General features: G+C 63.9%; 18 protein-coding genes. 8 read left to right on the forward strand and 10 right to left on the reverse strand.

Annotated elements, in window-relative coordinates; all coding sequences use genetic code 11:
* Nucleotides 1-76 precede the first annotated feature (76 nt).
* Entirely contained in the window at nt 77-1,636 is a 1,560-nt protein-coding gene (locus ACQR1I_RS16455) for an oleate hydratase (protein ID WP_434866907.1), read from the forward strand.
* A gap of 10 nt (nt 1,637-1,646) precedes the next feature.
* Here ACQR1I_RS16455 and ACQR1I_RS16460 read toward each other — a convergent pair whose 3' ends face one another.
* From ACQR1I_RS16460 to ACQR1I_RS16470, 3 genes are all read right to left on the reverse strand, one after another.
* Nucleotides 1,647-3,278: a caspase family protein gene (locus tag ACQR1I_RS16460; RefSeq protein WP_434867418.1), complete on the reverse strand. Its 1,632-nt coding sequence runs from the start codon at nt 3,276-3,278 to the stop codon at nt 1,647-1,649.
* A gap of 562 nt (nt 3,279-3,840) precedes the next feature.
* Nucleotides 3,841-4,722 carry an AraC family transcriptional regulator gene (locus ACQR1I_RS16465; protein ID WP_434866906.1) on the reverse strand — a complete coding sequence of 294 codons (882 nt, stop codon included), beginning with the start codon at nt 4,720-4,722 and terminating at the stop codon, nt 3,841-3,843.
* 114 nt (nt 4,723-4,836) lie between these two features.
* Nucleotides 4,837-5,712, reverse strand: a complete 876-nt coding sequence (locus ACQR1I_RS16470; protein WP_434866905.1) for a class I SAM-dependent methyltransferase — start codon at nt 5,710-5,712, stop codon at nt 4,837-4,839.
* 387 nt (nt 5,713-6,099) lie between these two features.
* On the opposite strand from ACQR1I_RS16470, the gene ACQR1I_RS16475 reads away from it, so the two are divergent.
* From ACQR1I_RS16475 to ACQR1I_RS16490, 4 genes are all read left to right on the forward strand, one after another.
* Nucleotides 6,100-7,032, forward strand: a complete 933-nt coding sequence (locus ACQR1I_RS16475; RefSeq protein WP_434866904.1) for an isoaspartyl peptidase/L-asparaginase family protein — start codon at nt 6,100-6,102, stop codon at nt 7,030-7,032.
* A 911-nt stretch (nt 7,033-7,943) separates the two neighbouring features.
* The gene (locus ACQR1I_RS16480) at nt 7,944-8,864 is read left to right on the forward strand and encodes a DNA-processing protein DprA (protein ID WP_434866903.1); all 921 of its coding nucleotides are present in this window, start codon (nt 7,944-7,946) and stop codon (nt 8,862-8,864) included.
* Entirely contained in the window at nt 8,836-9,492 is a 657-nt protein-coding gene (locus ACQR1I_RS16485) for a hypothetical protein (RefSeq protein WP_434866902.1), read from the forward strand. Before ACQR1I_RS16480 ends, ACQR1I_RS16485 begins: the two co-directional genes overlap by 29 nt.
* A gap of 81 nt (nt 9,493-9,573) precedes the next feature.
* Nucleotides 9,574-10,260 carry a DUF4145 domain-containing protein gene (locus ACQR1I_RS16490; protein ID WP_434866901.1) on the forward strand — a complete coding sequence of 229 codons (687 nt, stop codon included), beginning with the start codon at nt 9,574-9,576 and terminating at the stop codon, nt 10,258-10,260.
* Nucleotides 10,261-10,302: 42 nt separating this feature from the next.
* Here the strand turns inward: ACQR1I_RS16490 and ACQR1I_RS16495 are convergent, their stop codons facing one another.
* The 3 genes from ACQR1I_RS16495 to ACQR1I_RS16505 form a co-directional block, all read right to left on the reverse strand.
* Entirely contained in the window at nt 10,303-10,578 is a 276-nt protein-coding gene (locus ACQR1I_RS16495; RefSeq protein WP_434867417.1) for a hypothetical protein, read from the reverse strand.
* A 227-nt stretch (nt 10,579-10,805) separates the two neighbouring features.
* Complete coding sequence (locus tag ACQR1I_RS16500) at nt 10,806-11,249, reverse strand: hypothetical protein (protein WP_434888745.1); 444 nt, start codon at nt 11,247-11,249, stop codon at nt 10,806-10,808.
* The gene (locus ACQR1I_RS16505) at nt 11,249-12,049 is read right to left on the reverse strand and encodes a glycoside hydrolase family 108 protein (protein WP_434866899.1); all 801 of its coding nucleotides are present in this window, start codon (nt 12,047-12,049) and stop codon (nt 11,249-11,251) included. The genes ACQR1I_RS16500 and ACQR1I_RS16505 overlap by 1 nt, the downstream gene beginning before the upstream one ends.
* A gap of 187 nt (nt 12,050-12,236) precedes the next feature.
* Between ACQR1I_RS16505 and ACQR1I_RS16510 the strand changes: the two genes are divergently transcribed.
* Complete coding sequence (locus ACQR1I_RS16510; protein WP_434866898.1) at nt 12,237-12,371, forward strand: hypothetical protein; 135 nt, start codon at nt 12,237-12,239, stop codon at nt 12,369-12,371.
* On the opposite strand, the gene ACQR1I_RS16515 is transcribed toward ACQR1I_RS16510, so the two are convergent.
* Both ACQR1I_RS16515 and ACQR1I_RS16520 read right to left on the reverse strand, forming a co-directional pair.
* Nucleotides 12,364-13,338 (reverse strand): phage tail protein, encoded by a 975-nt coding sequence (locus tag ACQR1I_RS16515; RefSeq protein ID WP_434866897.1) that lies wholly within the window; start codon nt 13,336-13,338, stop codon nt 12,364-12,366. The two genes, ACQR1I_RS16510 and ACQR1I_RS16515, sit on opposite strands and share 8 nt — an antisense overlap.
* Nucleotides 13,335-13,991: a phage tail tip lysozyme gene (locus ACQR1I_RS16520; RefSeq protein ID WP_434866896.1), complete on the reverse strand. Its 657-nt coding sequence runs from the start codon at nt 13,989-13,991 to the stop codon at nt 13,335-13,337. The genes ACQR1I_RS16515 and ACQR1I_RS16520 overlap by 4 nt, the downstream gene beginning before the upstream one ends.
* Before the next feature lie 25 nt (nt 13,992-14,016).
* Here ACQR1I_RS16520 and ACQR1I_RS16525 point away from each other — a divergent pair, with 25 nt between their 5' ends.
* Nucleotides 14,017-14,193, forward strand: coding sequence for a hypothetical protein (locus ACQR1I_RS16525; protein WP_434866895.1), 177 nt, complete (start codon nt 14,017-14,019; stop codon nt 14,191-14,193).
* On the opposite strand, the gene ACQR1I_RS16530 is transcribed toward ACQR1I_RS16525, so the two are convergent.
* Nucleotides 14,157-17,036 carry a hypothetical protein gene (locus tag ACQR1I_RS16530; protein WP_434888746.1) on the reverse strand — a complete coding sequence of 960 codons (2,880 nt, stop codon included), beginning with the start codon at nt 17,034-17,036 and terminating at the stop codon, nt 14,157-14,159. The genes ACQR1I_RS16525 and ACQR1I_RS16530 overlap by 37 nt on opposite strands.
* A gap of 105 nt (nt 17,037-17,141) precedes the next feature.
* Here ACQR1I_RS16530 and ACQR1I_RS16535 point away from each other — a divergent pair, with 105 nt between their 5' ends.
* Complete coding sequence (locus tag ACQR1I_RS16535) at nt 17,142-17,501, forward strand: hypothetical protein (protein WP_434888747.1); 360 nt, start codon at nt 17,142-17,144, stop codon at nt 17,499-17,501.
* Here the strand turns inward: ACQR1I_RS16535 and ACQR1I_RS16540 are convergent.
* Entirely contained in the window at nt 17,498-18,568 is a 1,071-nt protein-coding gene (locus tag ACQR1I_RS16540; RefSeq protein WP_434888748.1) for a hypothetical protein, read from the reverse strand. The two genes, ACQR1I_RS16535 and ACQR1I_RS16540, sit on opposite strands and share 4 nt — an antisense overlap.
* Nucleotides 18,569-18,637: the final 69 nt, after the last annotated feature.

Raw genomic sequence — 18,637 nt, forward strand, 5'->3', positions numbered from 1 at the left:
GTTTGACCTGGATCAGTTCCCCTGCGGAACCCCGCGGCTAATCCCGGGCCGCAATAAACGATCCGGGTGAAGCATCATGAAGTCCTATTTCATCGGCAGCGGCGTCGGCGCCCTCGCGGGCGCGGCATTCCTGATCCGCGACGGCGGCGTCGCGGGAGAAGACATCACCATCTTCGAGAAGCACCTGCCGTTCGGCGGCAGCCTCGATGGCGCCAAGCTGCCCGACGGCTCCTATTCGCTGCGCGGCGGTCGCATGCTGACCACCGATCACTATGAATGCACCTGGGACCTGCTCTCGACCATCCCCGGCGGGGCGGATCCCAGCCGCAGCGTGCGCGACGAGACGCTCGCCTTCAACAAGGCGCATGTCGCGCATTCGCAGGCGCGCCTGGTCGACCGCAACCGCCACAAGGTCGACGTCTCGACCATGGGCTTCTCGGTGCAGGACCGGCTCGAGCTCGTCCGGCTGACCGAAGCCTCCGAGGAGAAGCTCGGCAACTCCCGCATCACCGACTGGCTGTCGCCGGCGTTCTTCACCACGAACTTCTGGTTCATGTGGCAGACGACGTTCGCGTTCCAGCCCTGGCACAGCGCGGTCGAGTTCAAGCGCTATCTGCATCGCTTCATGAACGAGTTTCCGCGCATCGAGACGCTGGCCGGCGTCAAGCGCACCGTGTTCAATCAGTACGACGCGATCGTGGTGCCGCTGGTCAAATGGCTCGAAGGCCATGGCGTGAATTTCGCGGGCGGCGTCGATGTCACCGACATCGAGATCGCGAGCGAAGGCGGCAAGCATGTAGTCAAGCGCCTGATGCTGGATCGCAGCGGCAAGCCGGAGACGATTGCGCTGTCGAGCGACGACCTCGTGTTCCTGCAGAACGGCTCGATGACCGATGCGACCAGCCTGGGCACGCAGGACGCGCCGCCGCCGCGGCTCACCAAGCAGGACAGCCAGGGCTGGGCGCTGTGGGAGAAGATCGCAAAGGGCCGTCCCGAGTTCGGCAATCCCGCCGCGTTCAACTCATCGATTCCGGAATCCTGCTGGGAGTCCTTCACCGTCACCTGCCGTAACGCGCGCTTCTTCGACGCGATGCAGGCGTTCAGCGGCAATGCCGCCGGCACCGGCGGGCTCGTCACCTTCACCGAGTCGAACTGGCTGATGTCGGTCGTGCTGTATCACCAGCCGCATTTCGCGGATCAGCCCGACAATGTGCAGGTGTTCTGGGGCTACGCGCTGCATCCCGACCGCATCGGCAATTTCGTGCCCAAGGCGATGGCCGATTGCGGCGGCGCCGAGATCCTGAAGGAGCTGTGCGGCCATCTCAACTTCGACCTCTCGGTGTTCTCCGACGCGACCTGCGTGCCGTGCCGCCTGCCCTACATCACCAGCATGTTCATGCCGCGCAACCGAACAGACCGGCCGCTGCCGGTGCCGGCGAATTCGAAGAACCTCGCCTTCGTCAGCCAGTTCGTCGAGATCCCCGACGACGTCGTGTTCACGGTGGAATATTCGGTGCGCGCCGCGCAGATGGCGGTCTATCAGCTGCTCGGCATCAGCAGGGCGATCCCGCCGATCACGCGTCACGACAAATCGTTCCGTGTGCTGATCGAGACCGTGGAGAAGGCGTTCGCCTGACCCGAAGCAATCAATTCGCGGCAACGCAACGTCGTTGCCGCGGAATGTTAGCTCGGTTCGAGCCGCCGATCAGTTCGAGCACCTTTCCGGGCCCGCAGGCGCTGCTTTGAATCGTCACGCGGGCCCCGAGCGGAATAGTGCCCGACGGCGGCTCACCAGGCTGCGGCCCGCTCAAATCGACCGCCGCGGGCAAGGATCGCCGCGGGGGTTCGGTTCTCACGCTGTCGCGCTTCACCGCAGACTTCTCGGTTGGTTCGCAGCTGCCATCGGCCCGCGGCTGCGATCCGCCCTGACAAACGATCTTGACGCAACTTTCGCCATTTGTGCGATAGCCGGTCTCGCATGACAACGGACAGGCCCGCGATGTCCGGGCCTTGAGCACTTCGAGCGCGGCAAGGCTCGGCGCGGACGTCTCCAGATTGGTGCGCGCGTAGCCATTGAACTGGGTGAGAGCGCGTGTGGAGGCATCGTCCCAATTGCCGCTGGCGGCACCATCGAAACAACCGACACGCCTCAACTGAAGCTGGAGCGAGGTCGCAAGTTCGGAGTCGGATAGTCCCGGACGCGTCGCCGGCATCACGATGGCGGCCATCTTTTGAGTGTCGCCGCCCTTGTCGCCCGCGCGCTTCTCGGCAGCGGCCACCTTGTCGCCGTCGATGCGCGCCTGCTCGGTCGCCTTGCGCCGCTCGGCCTTGAGCCGCTCCTCTTCGGCGACCATCTTCTTCAATTGCACCCGCGCAAGATTGGCATAGAAGCCGCTCGGATAGCTCTGGAGGTAGGCCTCCCAGGCCTCCTTGTCGCCGGCCTGAAGCGCCAGCTCGTAATCGTGGCGCGCGTTGTCAATCGCCTTCGGCTCCGCGCCGGTGATCGCCGGTGCCGGCACGAGGGATACGTCCTCACCACCGAGCGAGCCGTAGACGTAAGGCTCTTGTCTGTTGCCTGTGCTCCTAAGCACGTCATCGCGCACAAAGCCGAACGCCTTCCGGAGATCGAGCCCAGGCTTCGGCAGATGCTCGGCCAGCGCCGTCGCAAACGGGCTGTTGCCGGCATCGCCGTCAGCGGCGGTCGATCCGGCCTTGGCCGCGAAGGCGATCATCGTATTCGGCGCGTTGGGCTCGACCTTGGCAAGGCCTCTGCCGATCGATCGTGACGCCATGGTCCGCTTCATCGTCTTCGCAAACGGGTTGTCGCGGCAGGCATCGAGGATCACGAGCCGAAGCTGCTTTGCGGGTTCGACTGCGACCAGCATGCGATCGAGCGACAGCGCCTCGTCGAGCACGTCGGTATCGCTCTCGATCGTGGCGTCGGTTGGAATGAGGTAATTGATGCCGTCCAGTTCGATGCCGTGCCCGGCGTAATAGATCACGGCCAGCTGCGCGTCGCGGGCCTTTGCGGCGAACTCCCGCAGCGCCTTGCGCATCTCGTTGATATTCAGGTCGAATCTGCTGGTGACCGACTCGAAGCCCGCGGTCTTGAACATCTTCGCCACGAGGGCGGCGTCATTGGCCGGATTGGTCAGCTTCGCGACGTTTCGATAGGCCGAGTTGCCGATGACCAGCGCAACCCTACGCTCGGCGTGCGCGGCGCCGCACCCGATCCACAACGCCAACAGTAGCACGGCGACGGACCGCAGCGCAGTCATGCCTTCTTCCCCCGATTTCCAGCGCAGGCAGGATAATCGGGAGATCATCAAATGCCAGTCCGAACGTCTGTGACATAAATCACAGTTGGATCGGTTTCGCACCGGTCTGCGGAGCTAGGGACGTCTGGAGCGAAGAGCCTTATGCACGACGTTCTACAAAACAGCTGGAACCTGCTCGACTAACAACTAATAGCCCAGCAGCGCGAGACCGACCCAGCTCACGGCGAACAGCGACACCACGGATGTTGCAGCGGCAAAAACAGACAATGAGACCTTCAAAGTCTTGAGGACCATACGCGCCTCCTTCAACGATAAAAGCTGCCTTCGGGACAACCCCGAGACCGATCCAAAATTCCTAAAAAGCGACTCGTCTCCGAGACGAATATCAGGTTGGTCCGCGCATCGACACGCAGGTTCAATGCAAGGGTGTGGCTCCCCTCGTTTTGGATCACAGCATTAACGCATAGGCGCGAATGCGGTTCCGGCGCGGAACTGGAACCGCTCTAAGTGCACGCTAAGCTTCGCAGGAACTGCAACTACATTCCACCGACGGTTGCAGCGACTATTTCAATGGCAGGAACAGATCTGCGACGGTCTCGTGCTCCGGCACTTCGGGAAAGAAGCTGAGCCGCTGGCAATAGATCGGGAAGTCGCGCGCCTCCTCGCCGCTGGCGGGGAGCCAGTCGCGATACAGATAGAGCGCGGCGGGCTCCAGATTGTGGGTGTGGCCGACGACGCGCAGCACCGCGCAGCGCCCGCCGGGGATTTCGCCGGCCTTGACCTGCTCACCATTCGCCTCGATGGGCCCGTCAGTTCCGACGCAGAGGTCAACGCTGTAGTCGGCGGGCGATGCCGGACGCCGTTCGGAGCGCCAGACGTTGAAGGTCGGGCTCGTGCTGGGGTGCAGGCCGGCGGCCTTGCGCCAAGCGATGAAGCGCTGGATCGTGGCACCGAGCGTCGCGGGGTCGCCGCGATGCGCGATGATGGCCACGCGTGTGGTCGGCACGTCGCGTATCGTCACGTCGTCAGGGGTGAAGGTGGTCTGCATCAGCTTGCTCCTCGCATCGTCGAGAGGCCCGAAGGCCGCAAGCCACGGCTCCCAGTCGGGAGATTTCCGGAACGATGATGGCGACTGCTTGAACCTCTGCCGAAAGGCGCGGGCGAAAGCATCCGGCGCATCGTAGCCGGCCTCCATCGCGACATCGGTGATGCTCTGCGCATCGCTGGACGCCAGCAAATATGACGCCCGCTTCATGCGGGCGAGCTGGACGTAGCGATGCACAGACAGACCGAAGGTCGCGGTGAACTGCCGGTGGAAATGGTACTTCGAATAGGCGGCGATGCTGCTCAGCGCGTCCAGATCCAGATCATCGTCGAGATGCCGGTCGATGTGATCGAGCACCCGTTGCATCCGGGCATGGTAGCTCTGCAGCGCCGCCTTCATCGTTCTCTGCTCCGTGGCGGCACCAGCTAAGCGGACCCCGCCGGGAGACGCTCGACCGATCTTGCGGCTTTGTCGGGACGGGCAGAACTTCCTAGTCGGGTCTCTGTCCCCGGCCTATGGATCGACTGCGGTCGCGATCCAGAACGCCGCGGGCATCATGACGCCCGGCCCCTTTGCATAGCGCGCGAGCACCTTCTTCACCGCCGCGGTCGCGGCCTCGACCTGCTCCGGCGGCTGGCCGGCCAGCGCGCGGCCGGCAGGGCCGATCGCGAGCGCCGTCTGCACCGCGCCATCGACGCCGGCGCCGCCGCCGAGGTCGAGACTGACGTCGCAACGCTCCAGCCGCACGCGCCGCAGCCCCGCCTCCGTCATCACCTTGTCGACCCACTCGCTCGCACCGAACGCGAAATCGTCCGGCGCGTGCGGCGGCAGCCCCGGCAGCTTCGGCACGTGGTCATAGGCCGCCTGCAGCGGCTCCAGCGCCCATGGGTTGTCGCGCAGCTCGCCCCAGCAGGCGAAGACGACGCGGCCCTCGGAGCGCAGCGCATTGCGGATGTTGAGGACGGCGCGCACCGGGTTGGCGAAGTACATCACGCCGAGCCGGGAGATCACGACATCGGCGCTCGCGGCCTTGAAGTGATGCACCATCGCGTCGCCCTGCACGAAGCTGACGGGAGCATCCGACGGCGCGAGTGCATGGGCCGCGGTCAGCATGGCCGCTGAGACATCGAGGCCGAGCACGCTGCCGCCGGCGCCGACCTTCTCGGCGGCGGCGATCATCGTCGCACCGCAGCCGCAGCCGACGTCGAGCACGCGCTCGCCCGGCGCGATCGCGGCCCGCGCGAGCAGCGCCTCCTGCACCGGCGCCAGCATCGCATCGAGCTCCGCCCGCCGCGCCACCCAGCGCTCGCCGCCCGCACCGTTCCAGAAGGCGATCTGCTCGGCATTCTCGAAGTGGCCAAAGGAGGTGTCGGTGACGGCGGCGTCCATAAGGGAACTCGGCAGGATGGCAGAAATGAAAACGAGCTCCGTGCGAGGGGACGCCCGGCAGCTCGATGGGGAGTTTAGGAGGTGGCTCGCGGGTTGGAAAGACGTCGCCGCAGCACGCGGCGTTCGGCCAGCGATGATCGGCCGCGACGGCCATGTCCGTCCCGCGCTGGCCGAGGTGATTGCCGCGGGCGACGCGCGATGAAGATCCGCGTTGCAGCCGGCCCATGAGCTATGGCAGGTGTCGCCGCGGCGCGGGACCGGCCCACGGCACGCACGCGCCCGGTCCTAAGGTGATCGACGTGCCGGCTCTGGTGCCTCCGCTGGCCAGCCGGCCACGTCCGCTATCCCGGCTCCGCCGCACCGATCACTCGATCCTGGAATCACACGATGTCGATAGCACCCGTTCTCGCGCTGCATGGTGGAGCCGGCACGATCCGCCGCGACCGGATGACGCCGACGCTGGAGGCCGCCTTCCACGCGGGCCTGCGCGCCGCGCTGCAGGCCGGCTATGGCATCCTGCGCGACGGCGGCTCGGCGCTCGATGCGGTCACCGCGACGGTGATGGCGCTGGAGGACGATCCGCTGTTCAACGCCGGCCGCGGCGCCGTCTACACCACCGACGGCACCCAGGAGATGGATGCGGCGATCATGTCGGGACGCGATCGCGCCTGTGGCGCGGTCGCCGGCATCTGCGGCCCGCGCCATCCGATCCTGGCCGCGCGGGCAGTCATGGAGACGACGGCGCACGTCCTGCTCAGCGGCGAGGGCGCGCGCCGTTTCTGCCGCGAAGCCGGTCTCGAACATCCCGCCCCCGGCTGGTTCGACACGCCCGAACGCCGCGCCGCGCTCGAGGCCGAGATGGCGCGCCGCGCCTCGGGAGCGGCGGACGACGGCGACGACGCGCGCCGGCACGGCACGGTCGGCGCCGTGGCGCGCGACGTCCACGGCCATCTCGCCGCGGCGACCTCGACCGGCGGCATGACCGCCAAGCAGCCCGGCCGGGTCGGCGATAGCCCGATCTTCGGCGCCGGCACCTGGGCCGATGACCGCACCTGCGCGATCTCGGCGACCGGCCATGGCGAGGTCTTCATCCGCCATGCGGTCGCGCACGAGATCGATGCGCGGATGCGACTCGCCGGGCAGTCCCTCGCGGCAGCGGCGCACGCCGTCATCACCGAGATCGCCCCGTTGGGCGGCTCGGGCGGCCTCGTGGCCGTTGATGCGCACGGCAACGTCGCCCTGCCCTTCAACTGCAGCGGCATGTATCGCGCCTGGACCGCTCCGGACGGCCAGATGCACACGGCGATCTACGGCGACTGATCTTGCCCCACCGCCACGGTCCATTGGGTGACTTCCAAGTCGACGGCGCGCCGCGTTGCCCGCGGACCACGCGCGACCGGCGGTGGTTACTCGATGGTGGTTGCTGAGCAAGGCGCGCGGCACTAGCCGCGCGCAGGGTGAGCACAGCCGCCAGCTTGCTGTGACGATCAGAAGATTTCCGCTGGCGTTTACGCGCCTCTTCGCCGCTCCGCTGAAACAGCGAAGGTGCAAGTGTCCCTTTGAATCAAAAGGTCAAAAGGATGAAATGGTCGGAGCGGCGGGATTCGAACCCACGACCCCTAGTCCCCCAGACGCAGGCAATTCATTGTATTTGCTTGGTTTTCTGGGACACTTTGATACAGATCCGCGACGCTACTGCAATGGTTTTCCGCAGAAAGTGGCAACCGCGGCCACAGCAAAGGCCCCAGCCCCACAGGCTAGAACTCGGGCTTGTTCTTGTTTCGTTCTATATCTATGGTGGTCGTCCGTAGACGGGCGCTTCGACCTGTGGGCTGGAGCCTAGCGATGGTTGACAGATACCGGCTTTGGGAAGTGCAGTGACAGTGCCTCTGATCAAGCACGAAACCATCCCGAGATGCGGGAGCTTCGAAGTGCGCTATTCGGACGGCAGACCGAGCGTTTACTTCTACTGGGATGATTTACCAGGCCGGCGGCTTCAACCGAATCTGTTGACCAGTGCTGATGCCCTCGCGGCCGCCAAGCGCCTAGCCAGGAAAGAGCGGGGTGATCCGTCAAATGGCTAATTCGACATGAGAACATACAGAAAACACGATGGATTGCGTGGGGAATGGAACACACCGGCCCCGAAAAATCTTTGTCCCAGCCGAAGTGTCAACAGCCTGATTTGTTAATCGGGAATCGGCGTAGGATGATCTCGCAGGGGTTAGAAAATGAACCAAGCTCTTTTTGCTGCACGCGATGACGCGCCTGCGCTTTCACCAATCTCTCCTGCGCTGGAACTCGGCGCTTACGAAGAGCTGTGGCTGCAGAGCGGCGCTACTTTTAAGACAATTGCCGAGCGCTTTGCTCGAGATCCGACGGCACTTCCGTCTGATTTTGTGCCGAGAGCGATAGCGCTTGCACGTGCCCAAGAGATCTTCACTGTTCTGAAATCGCGTGGCGTTTCTCGGTTTGGCGTGAGAATCAACCATGCCGGCGATTATCCGGTGAAGCTGCGGGACGCGCGGTATCCGGTCGAGCTGCTGTACTTTCAAGGGGCTTGGGAGCTCTCCGAAACGCGCAGCGTGGCCGTTGTCGGAAGCCGTAAGGCTTCCGAAGACGGGTTAAAGCGGGCGCAGCGCATCGCCCGCGAATTGGTAGGACGTGGCTTCACGGTGGTTTCGGGCTTGGCCGCGGGAATCGACAGGGCCGCCCATACGGCCGCGCTTGATGCCGGCGGACAAACGATTGCGGTCATCGGGACGCCGTTGGGCATTACATATCCTAAGGAGAATGCCGAGCTCCAAACCCGCATAGCAAAGGACTTCTTGCTCATTTCTCAGGTGCCAATCCTGCGATATGCCAAGCAGGCTGTGCCGCAGAACAAGCTGTTCTTCCCAGAGCGCAACGTGACCATGAGTGCTCTGACCGAAGCGACTATCATTGTGGAGGCTGGCGATACTAGCGGAACGCTGACACAGGCGCGCGCAGCCATTCAACAAGGGCGGAAGTTGTTTATTCTGGATTCTTGCTTCAACCGGCAAGACCTGACTTGGCCAGCGACCTATGAGGCTAAGGGGGCGATCCGAGTGAGGAGCGCTGACGATATATGGCAGGCATTGGGTGACGATAAAGCTCAGCAAAATCGATGATCAAAATCGAGCAGATCATCATCACCTAACGTCCGAGGACGTTTGCTTCTATCTTTGGGAGTATACGTCCGGTCGAAACTACGCTTTCAGCGAGACGAATTCCCTAATTTCGAATCTTAAAAAGAAGCCGTCGCAGAAAAAAGCCGCTGGGTACCAGTACAAGGGGCGCGCAATCGCCAAATGCGCTTCGGTACTCGGGCCAGCTATAAATCCTGCTTGGCTCGATGGTGCAGTACTTGTGCCAATCCCTCCATCGAGAGTGCGTAGCGATCCAGATTATGATGATCGGATCGCTCTGATTTGTCGATCGATTAAGTCTAGCGTGAAAGTCGATGTTAGAGAACTGCTCTACCAAACTAAGAGTCTTCGAGCGGCTCATGAAACCGACCAACGTCCTACGGTAGAAGAGATAAAGGCGTCTTATGCCATCGATGAGAAGCTAACCTCGCCGGCACCATCACGAATTGGGCTAGTGGACGATGTGATTACGGCAGGCGCTCATTACCGAGCAGCAAAGGAAGTCATAAGCGCGCGCTTCCCAAAGGCTACAATTGTGGGCTTCTTCATCGCTCGCCGCGTGTTTGCAGACCCGTTTGAAGGACTCGACCTTGAGTTCCAAGACGAATAGCTTCAATCTTCAGTTGTGCCGCCACCCACTTGCGTCTTCTAAACTACGATCAACCCTGACGTTTAAGAGTCGGATTGGAAGATGATTTGTCCCCATTGTGGAATACATTTCCATGACAATTGGGAAGCAGGGATCATACTCCGCGCCGGAACGGGCTTGGCCGCGCGCAACGTAACTTGGTTTTATCGTACAGCTGTTTGCCCCGGCCCCGATTGCGGAAAGGTAACGGTTGAGCTTGGCGGACGCCCGGCATCAAACGCAGGGGGCCCCATCGTAGCGGGCCCTATCGGTTGGTGGACAGTTTTCCCATCCGGAGCAAATCGAGGCCCCGTTCCAAAGGAAGTCCCGTCAGAAATTGCACAAGACTATGTCGAAGCTTGCAATGTGCTCCCAATCAGCCCCAAGGCATCAGCTGCTCTGTCGCGTCGATGTCTGCAGCACATGCTGCGGACTCACGGGTACACGGCCAGAGACCTAGCGCACGAGATAGATTTGTTACTTGCCGAGACCGACCCTGTAAAAGCTTTACCACTAAGATTGCGATCAACAATTGATGCAATTCGTGGCTTCGGAAATTTTGCTGCCCACCCGAGCAAGGACCGCGCAACACTCGAAATCATAGAGGTCGAGCCGCACGAGGCCGAATGGTGCCTGGAGACAATCGAAGAGATGTTTCAACACTTCTACGTAGGACCAGCAATCGCCAACGCAAAAAAAGCAGCATTGAATGCGAAGTTGGCGGCAAGTGGAAAGCCGCCGGCCAAGTGATGACGATCGACGGCACAGATTCGATCACGCTTACGCAAGACTCTATTTTCCCAACGTAGTCTTAACACCAAGCCAAATCGCTGCTACAAGCCCCGATACAATTGTGCCAACAACAGCTTTGAAGGTCAGGCTCTGCGCCTGCTCCACACTCTTGCGCCAGCGGCGCAGGTGCTGAAAATCGGCACGCAACTCACGATGGTCGTCATCTTCCAGGCCGAACGCCCGCAATACGGCGGCAACAGCCTCCTCTGCAACGTTCTTCGAGTGCTCCTGCTGCTCCGCGAGCACCGCGGAGACGATTTCGCGGACTTCCTGCATATCGGTCACGGTCGGGCCCTCAAGGCTTGTAGTTCGCGAAGCTCTTGCGAACGCTCTCGTACCAATCAGCCGAGGCCGAGAGGCGCGAATTTGCTTCCATCAACGCAGTTCGACTCAGCCGCAGCGCGGCCCTCACGTCCTGGCCCTTGTAGATGGCAGGGACCGGCACCGGCTGCATCAGCCTGTCCGGCGTGGGCGGGAGAAATCGCACAATCGGCGAAGACCGATCACTTGGAATTGACGCGCACCCCGCGAAGGTTGCGCAAATCGTCATCGCCGAGAGCACAAGCAGGCTTTGCCTGCAACGAGCCGATGTAATCCGCATCTGATTGCCTTTGAGAGGTTGCCGCCGCCTCGATCTCATCCGCGCGCCGCTTCGCGTCCTCCGCGGCCTTCTTGGCCGCGTCAAGTTCACGCGTGCGAAGCGCCAACGTGTCGCGAAGGATCAACACCGCGTCGCGCTCGTCCGAGCCCCGAAAGCCGAAAACGAACGCCACCACGAGCGCCAGGACCAAAGCGCCGACGCGCGCCGCCTGGACGTACGGTCCGACGATCGGAAGAAACCGCACCATCGGCAGATAGCCCACGCCGGCCGACGCCAGGAGCCCCGAGAGGTCCAGCGTCAGCGCGAAGTCAGAGGCCGCAAACTTCCAGAACAGAGCCGAGAGCATCAGACAGCCTTGAGTTTCGTGCTTTTCCACGTCGAGTAGATCGTAATGAGGATGCCTACCACCGCGCAGGCAACGAGCACGTACTTGATGGCAGACAAAACGTCGGAAAACGGGGACAACTGTTCCTGAATGGTCTGCACGGTCGCCGCCGCCGCGGCCGCGGTCGTGGTCGCGGCCGTTGCCGGCGCCGGATCGATCACCGGCCGGTCAATTTGCGTGTCCTGCGCCTTCGCCCCACCATCGGCGACCCGGACATGCGGAATATGATCATCCCCGAGCCCAGGCACGGCCATTGACGACGCGACGTGCTCAACGAGATCCACCCGCCTGATCCAGCCCTTGCCGAACACCTTGAAGGTTTTCAGCGAGCGCATGAACGCCCGGCGCTGCTGACACATGGCCGAAATCACATCGTCCGCGTCCGCCTGCGAAGCGGCCAGCAAGGTATGGTCGCCGATATGCCCGTCATCCTTGACGCCGAGCGCTCGTTGCATCCACTTCACGGACTGAGCAACGCCCGAGTTCACCGAGCCGTCAAACAGGCAATAGTCGATTCCGTCCGGCACCTCATCGCAGCGCGAGCCGTTCCAGTACTTGCCCCGATAGATTTCATCCCGCTCCGCAACCGTCATCAGGCGCACGTCACGCGGCGGGAGGCCCTTCCGCTTCCGGAATGCGTCATAGTCGCGCTTGGTGATGCCCCACATGGTGGCGCCGCCGGGATCGTCCGGGTGGTTCGAATACTGCCCCTCGCTGCCGAGCACGCGGCGCAACGAGCGCTCAAAATTTCCGGTTGCCATTTCTCAGTTTCCGCCAGCTAACCGCCGCTAAATTACGCCACACGCGGGCGCATCGATCGCAGATCAGAACAAACAGGACTGGAAAGCGGGGACAACTCCTCCTTGTGCGGGTCTTTCATCGCGCGCAATCATCAGTTGCGGAGACGCCTGAACTCCGGCTATGCTGCAACACAACCGGAGGTCGTTCGTGGAAATCTTCAAAACCGGCTTTATGGCTTTGGGTATCCTCGCCGTCATTGGCATTTGCCTGCAGCAGATTTCGAATCCGTCCTCAACAGAAGAGGACGGGGTCGATAATCTGTGGTGGTGGCTGATCAGATGACGCGGATGATGTAGTTGCAGACGATTGTCGGTTGAACGATTGCGATCGGCACGGACGTTCCGCCCTGTGCATTGCCGGTAAATGTCGAGGTTGCGGAGATGGCGGCGGCGTGGTTCGCCGTAGGAATGGTCACACTTGTTCCGCCGCCGGGGTCAACATTTCCGATCTGCTGTGCGGCGTTGTGGCTGATGCTGGTTGCGACAGAGCCGGACGGCGTATAGGGCGGCAAATTGGCGGTTACGAGCGTCCGGCTTTCAGCGCCGCTTTTGGTCCCAAGTTGCGTGGAATCGCCGCCGAAATAGGTAGAGGTCAACAGCGTCGCGGCCGTTTCCTTCATGACGGTCACGCGCCCGCGCACATCCGGCAAATTGAACGTCGTAGAACCATCGCCCGCCCCAAAGGTGGTGCCGAGCAGCGCGAACAGCGTTGCATAGGTTGTGCGGCTGATCGCCTGTCCGATCGGAAAAACAAACGAGCTGTTCGGCGCCGTCGTGCTCCAATAGTCCATTCCGGCCCCGATCGGGACGTTGTAGGGGTTGCCGAAAAAGCCCTGCAGATAGAAAGCGCCGTCCGTGGCGTTGTAGATCGCGGCATAAGGCGTGCCCTGGACAATGATGCCGCCCTGAAGATCCGCGCCCGGAGCCGTGCGCAGCGGCTTGGCGCCGAGCGCGTCAACGTTCAGCGTCACCGGGCCAGGACCGTTCGTCACGTGCGGCGTGAAGACGACGACCTGTCCGCCGAGGTGCGCCAGGGTGTCGAACTGCTGAAAACTCGAGACCGTGTATCCGGTCGAGCTGCCCGCCGTCACGATCAGCCCGCTGGTATCGTCGCGATACTTCGCAATCGCCGCCATCACGCCGCGCGCGCCGTCATTCATGGCAGACGGCGCCATGTTCTCAGGAAAGGGACAACTGCCGTCCGCAGTGCCGTTGGCCGCAGCGGCCTGCGACCATTTGTAAAGCGTCATCGATACCCCCCGAATGAGAACGGAGCCGCCTGCCCGAAATAGTTCGGCCGCGGCGGCAGGATGTTGCGAAGTTGAGGAACGGCCGTCAGGGCCGCCAGATCGACAGGAGCCGGCCCCGTCCATTGCGGCGCAGGAGCCGCAGCGGAGGCCGGCTGTGCGGCTCCCGCTCCCGCCGGCTCGGACGGAGCGCCGGCCGGCGCGGCGCCACCGGCGCCCGCCTGCGGCCCGGCCATGGCCATTGGCCCGGCCGGCGGAGCCTCACCCCCGGCGAAGCCCTGCGCATAGGCCAGTCGCTTGCCTTGGCTATCATCGCCATAGCGAATGTAGTCCTTAAGCGCCGCATTCGCGGAACCAACATCCTCAGAATTCAGGAAGCCGGCCGACGATCGGCGCTCCGGCCCGCTCATTTCCACGCCGATGTAATCGAGCTGCGTATTCGGGTCGCTCGCAGACGTGCCGCGCGAGGCCGCGAAATTCTCCAAGCCCTGCCGGCGATCGAGCCGCCATTGCAGCAGACCGTAAGCACCCTCTTTCGAGTTGAGCGACGTCGGGTCGCCGTGGCTCTCTTGGAGAATGTTTCCGGCCAGCGCAGCCGCACGCGCAGGGCTATAGCCGCGGTTGAGCAGACCGTGATAAATATCATCCCCGTTCATTCAGTCCCCCAAGGAGGCGGCGCATATGCGGCCGATCATCTGGCTTTGCATCGTGCTTTTCACAGCGGCCATGGCCGCTGTCAGGTTCGGCGTTCATGCGATGGTCGAGCACTACGGCGGACTGAGCGGGATCGCGCTCGCTATCGCCGTGTATGCTGCCGTGGTCTACTTCGAGCGGCGCCGGTCCTCGTTTGACTGCTGAATGGCCGCCTGACCGCGAAGGCCCGAGGCGAGCATCAGGCGATCGTTGACCGGCCGCCCGGCCTGCGGGCCGTAGAACAGCCGCCGCGCGTTGTGTGCGGCATTCATGTTGCCCATCGCCGTCACCGCCTTGTCGGCGGCATAGGCCGCCGCAGCGCCCGGCAAGCCGCCATGAGTGAGCCCGAGCAGCGGCAACAGCGTTTGGCGCAGGCCGCCCGCCATCCGCGCCAGCATCGGCGCGGTGCCCGAGGGATTCGTGGTGCCCTTCACCGGGATCATCTGCTTGTAGACGGCCGCCAGCTTCCGCATCAGGTCCAGTTCCTTGGGCGAGTAGAGGACTTGTGCAAGCTGTCCTCCGCTCTCGTTCAAGAACTCATGAAGCCGCTGGGAAAGCGCCTGCGCTTCAAACGGGATTTTCCCCTCGCCCGCATCGGTCAGCTCACGGAAGGCGACTTGACGAAGGCTGTTCCAGCTCTCCGGCGAAAGCTGCTGTTTCAGCCCTTGCGCGATCAGCGGCGCGTTGACGCCGGCCCCCGTACCGCTCGCGCCCATCAGATCGTTGATGATCTTCCGCGGCGAAGCCGGCGGCGCACCGTCCGCGCCGGTATAGCGGCGGATCGCCGCCGCCGCCGCGCCAGGATCATTTGCGCGCGGCAGCGTCGAGCGCAGCCCTTGCGCATGCTGCGCCAGCGCCGCGCGCTCCTGACCGTCGAACACGGTATGGGCCAGAAGCCTGCCCTTGGTGCCCTTCAGAAACTCATCAATGCGCGCCGCCGCCTTCTCCGGGGCGCCCTCCATCAGATGCGCGAACAGCCCTTGTTTGTAGGTCGCGAACTCCGGCGAGTTGCGGCCGAAAATCGACACGATCCGTTGCGCGATCTGCACCGGCATCTGACCGCCCGGCCGGCTCACGTCGCCATAGGCGAGCTTGACCACCGCATCAGGCGTGGCCGCCGTATCGGAGAACTTGCCGAGGATCTTTTCAACGGCCGCGCCGACAGTATCGCCGGCCCCGCGCCTGGAGAATTTCGCCTTGTAGTCGGCGAAGGCCGCCCGCGCGTCGCGCTGCATCTGGAGCACCGCCGGCCCGTCGCCCGAGAACTTGCCCTCCTGCACCATCCGCTCAACGCGAGCGCCGAACTGGTCCATGATGTGCTCAAGCGCATGCACGTCAGCGCCCGAGCCGCCCGCCATCATCTTCCGGCGCGCGTCGCCGTAGAGCGTGACCAGCTCTTTGCGAACCTGCTCAACGTCGCGCATCGTGAAGCCCGACCCAGGCTGTGGCGCAGCCTCCATCTTGGGCGCCGCTGCCGGCGCGTGGCTCCGATCGCCAGGGAAGCCATGGAGCCCAACCGCGTCCTCCTGCTCCAATTGCGCGAACGCACGTTCAACCGCGGTGTCAGCGTCGACCCCGTCGCGCGCCATCAGCTCAACGGCGCGCTTCCGAACGTCCGGGCCGAGTTCACCGTGGCCCGCCGCCGCAAGATCATCCTGCAGCCCTTGAATGTGCCGCTCATAATCGTGCTGCTCGCGCTCCGATCGCGCGGCCTGCTCGCGCTTTGTCGCGTGCCCCTCGAAGCCCTCCGGGTATCGCTTTTGCCCGCGCAGCTCGCTATCAATCGCGTCGAGGAAATCGCGCTGCGTCGAAGTGGCGTTGTGCTCACCCTTGAGATACCCGGCTTCCTCCGCCGCCTCGCGCGCATAATCGAGCGGCCAGCCGCCCTGCCTGACCAGCTTACGCCGGCCGGCCCCCTCAACGTTCACGAGATGGTTGTGCGCGCCGATCGCCTCCAATTCGGCGTCAGGCCCAAGCCCGCCCTTTGACGCGATGAATTCCAGCAGACTTTGCGCCTTCGGCTGCTCGAGCAATTGGGCCGAAACGGTCCTATCGCTTGAGCCGGGAGCTACACCCGCCGCCTTCTGCCGCTCATACGCCGCCGCGACCTGATCACCGTACTTGGCGCGAACGTCCGCAACGTTCTGCGCATGCTCCGCGCCGAGATCGGCCGCAGCGCCCGGCCGGCCAGGACCGACCGCGTTGAGCCGCCGGTCGATCACATCCAGCGCCTTTAGTGACTGGCCATGGTTGGTCGGATCGAGCTCGGACACCGGCCGGTCAGCGTTCGCAAGGCCGGCTTCAACGTCGTTGCGGAAGCCCGCTGCAGAGCCCGGAGCGAACTCGCCCGGCTGCTGATCGACCTTGGCATATTTGGCCCGGTAGTCCGCCTTACTGGCATCGCGCGCAGCAGCGAAGCGATCCGACAGCGTTTCGCCGGCATCAAACGCAGTCGGCGCCCGCATCTGGCCGCCGGCATCGAACGAGCGCGCCAGCGCCTGCCCCTCGCGGCCGACCTTGGCAACGTTCGCGGCCTCCGCCGCCTGCTGCGCCTGTTCCTTCGCAATCAGCTCCGCCGCGATGCGCTCCGCGGCGTCCTGCGGCGAGGCGCCGGCCGGATTGAGGCCCGCTGAGATATTGTCGCGCGCCTGCGCGATCGCGGCGTCTCGCGCGTCAATGGCCGCTTGCCCGGTTCGCTGGGCAGCGTCGCCGCGACCACCGCGCAAGATGATTTGCTGTTCGGCGGAAAGCGCCGGATCTTGCGTCGCCTCCGCCATCGTCAGCGGGATTTTCACGCCGCCCACATCCGCGAGGTTCTGAGCCACGGGCGCAGCCGGCCTCACGCGATCGGCGATCGCCGCCGCCACCTTGCCGACGCCCTTTCCGATCGGCCCAGCAACGCCGCCGATCGCGGCGCCAATCCCGGCCGCATCGAGCGGGCTTTCACCGCGCACGGCCGCATCAGCAGCCGCCAGCGCGCCACCCGAGATCGCGCCATTGCGCACCATCTGCGGAAGCGATCCAACCAGGCCGAACGCCTTCGGCGCGGCCGACATGGGACCAACCATCGACGCCATGTTGCCGACGATTTGCGCGCCCGTATCGACAACGGGATGGTCGCCAGCGAACCGCTTGTCTCCGCCTTCCTGATCGCGCAGCGAATGCGCGTAGCGCTCCGAAAACGACGCCTCCGAAAGCTGATCTTCCGGAGCGAAGAAGCGATTGAGCAACGGCGCAAGCGCGGCATTCGTCGCCGCGTCGAGCTTGTTCAGCGCTCCGCCGACGATCGGAACGCCGCTGGCGAAGGACCGCGCCACCTTGTTTGTCGTCACCGGCTCCGGGGCGCGCTCTGGAGCGGCCCCGATCTGGCCGGCGATTTCCTGCACGGCCGCGCTCTGCTGCTCTGGCGAGAGCTTCAGAAACCCGTCATCAATCGAGATCGTCTTGTCGCCGATGGTGAGTTGCGCCATTAGTGGACACTCCAATTCAACGACTGACCGCCGACGTTGACCTTTCCGCTTGCACGCGCAGCCGCGCCGGCTTGGCCGCCGGCTGGAGCGAGCGGAGCCGGCGACTGATAGCCAGGGCCGGCGGCACCGCGCATCTGATCAATCGCGCTCTTGCGCATTTCCGCCTTTTGCTGGACCACTTCGGGCGCGTCGAACGGCTGCGGGAACAGCTCGCGCTCGTAGCGATCAAACTCGCCTTTGTTGATCGCCGCGCCGCTCTCCTGGCGCAGCAACGCGGTGATGAATGCGGATTGCGCTTGCTTATAGCGCTGATAGTTCGCGGACTGTGCCACGTTGCCGACCCCACCCGGCAACGCGTCGAAGCCCTTCCCCCACATGCTCAGACCCTCGTTTTGCAGAGCGCCCATCACGCTATTCGCCTGCTCCATACGCGCGGCGAATGAAGACGCCTTGGCCTGCGCTTCCGTCTTCTTGCCGGTCGCGGCATCCGCGCTCGCTTCCGTGACGCGCTTGACGAATTCCTTCACGTTGACGCCTGCCGGGATCGGGATCGGCTTTCCATCAGGCCCCATGACTGCGGTAGGCGCAGCACCCGCCGGAGCTCCGATAGGCCGCAAGGTGCCGTCCTGCTCGTTGAGCACATGGAACGACTTGCCGCCCTGCCCATCCTCGCCGGTCTGCACAACCTTGTACTTGCCCGTGCCGTAATACTGGTCGATCAGCGATTTCATCAGCAGGGGATTGCCTACAGCCGCCTGCACGTCAGCGGGAGAAGCGCCCTTGGAAAGCAACGCCTGCCCGGTCGCGCTCATCTGCTCGCGCTGAATGCTGCCAGGGTCCGTGCTTTTGCCCGTCGCGATAGCGCCCAGGCCGCCCATGATCGCGCCGATAGGCCCGAGGTGCAGATTGCCGACGAAGCCACGGAAGCCCTTTTCGAACCGATCGCCACCCCCGCCCCCACCGAGCGAGAACGGCGCAGGAGCGCCGCCGCCGGGCGCGGCATGCGCCGGCGCATCCTCGCCGTCATCAGCAACCGGCGCCGCTGACGGTCGCGGCGCCGGCAACGGCACGGGGCCGCCGATCGGCGCAGCAGGAGCAGGCGGCCCAGCAGGAGCCGCGACAGGCGCCGCGACAGGAGC

The organism is Bradyrhizobium sp. HKCCYLS2038, assembly GCF_051167655.1.
GTDB lineage: Bacteria > Pseudomonadota > Alphaproteobacteria > Rhizobiales > Xanthobacteraceae > Bradyrhizobium.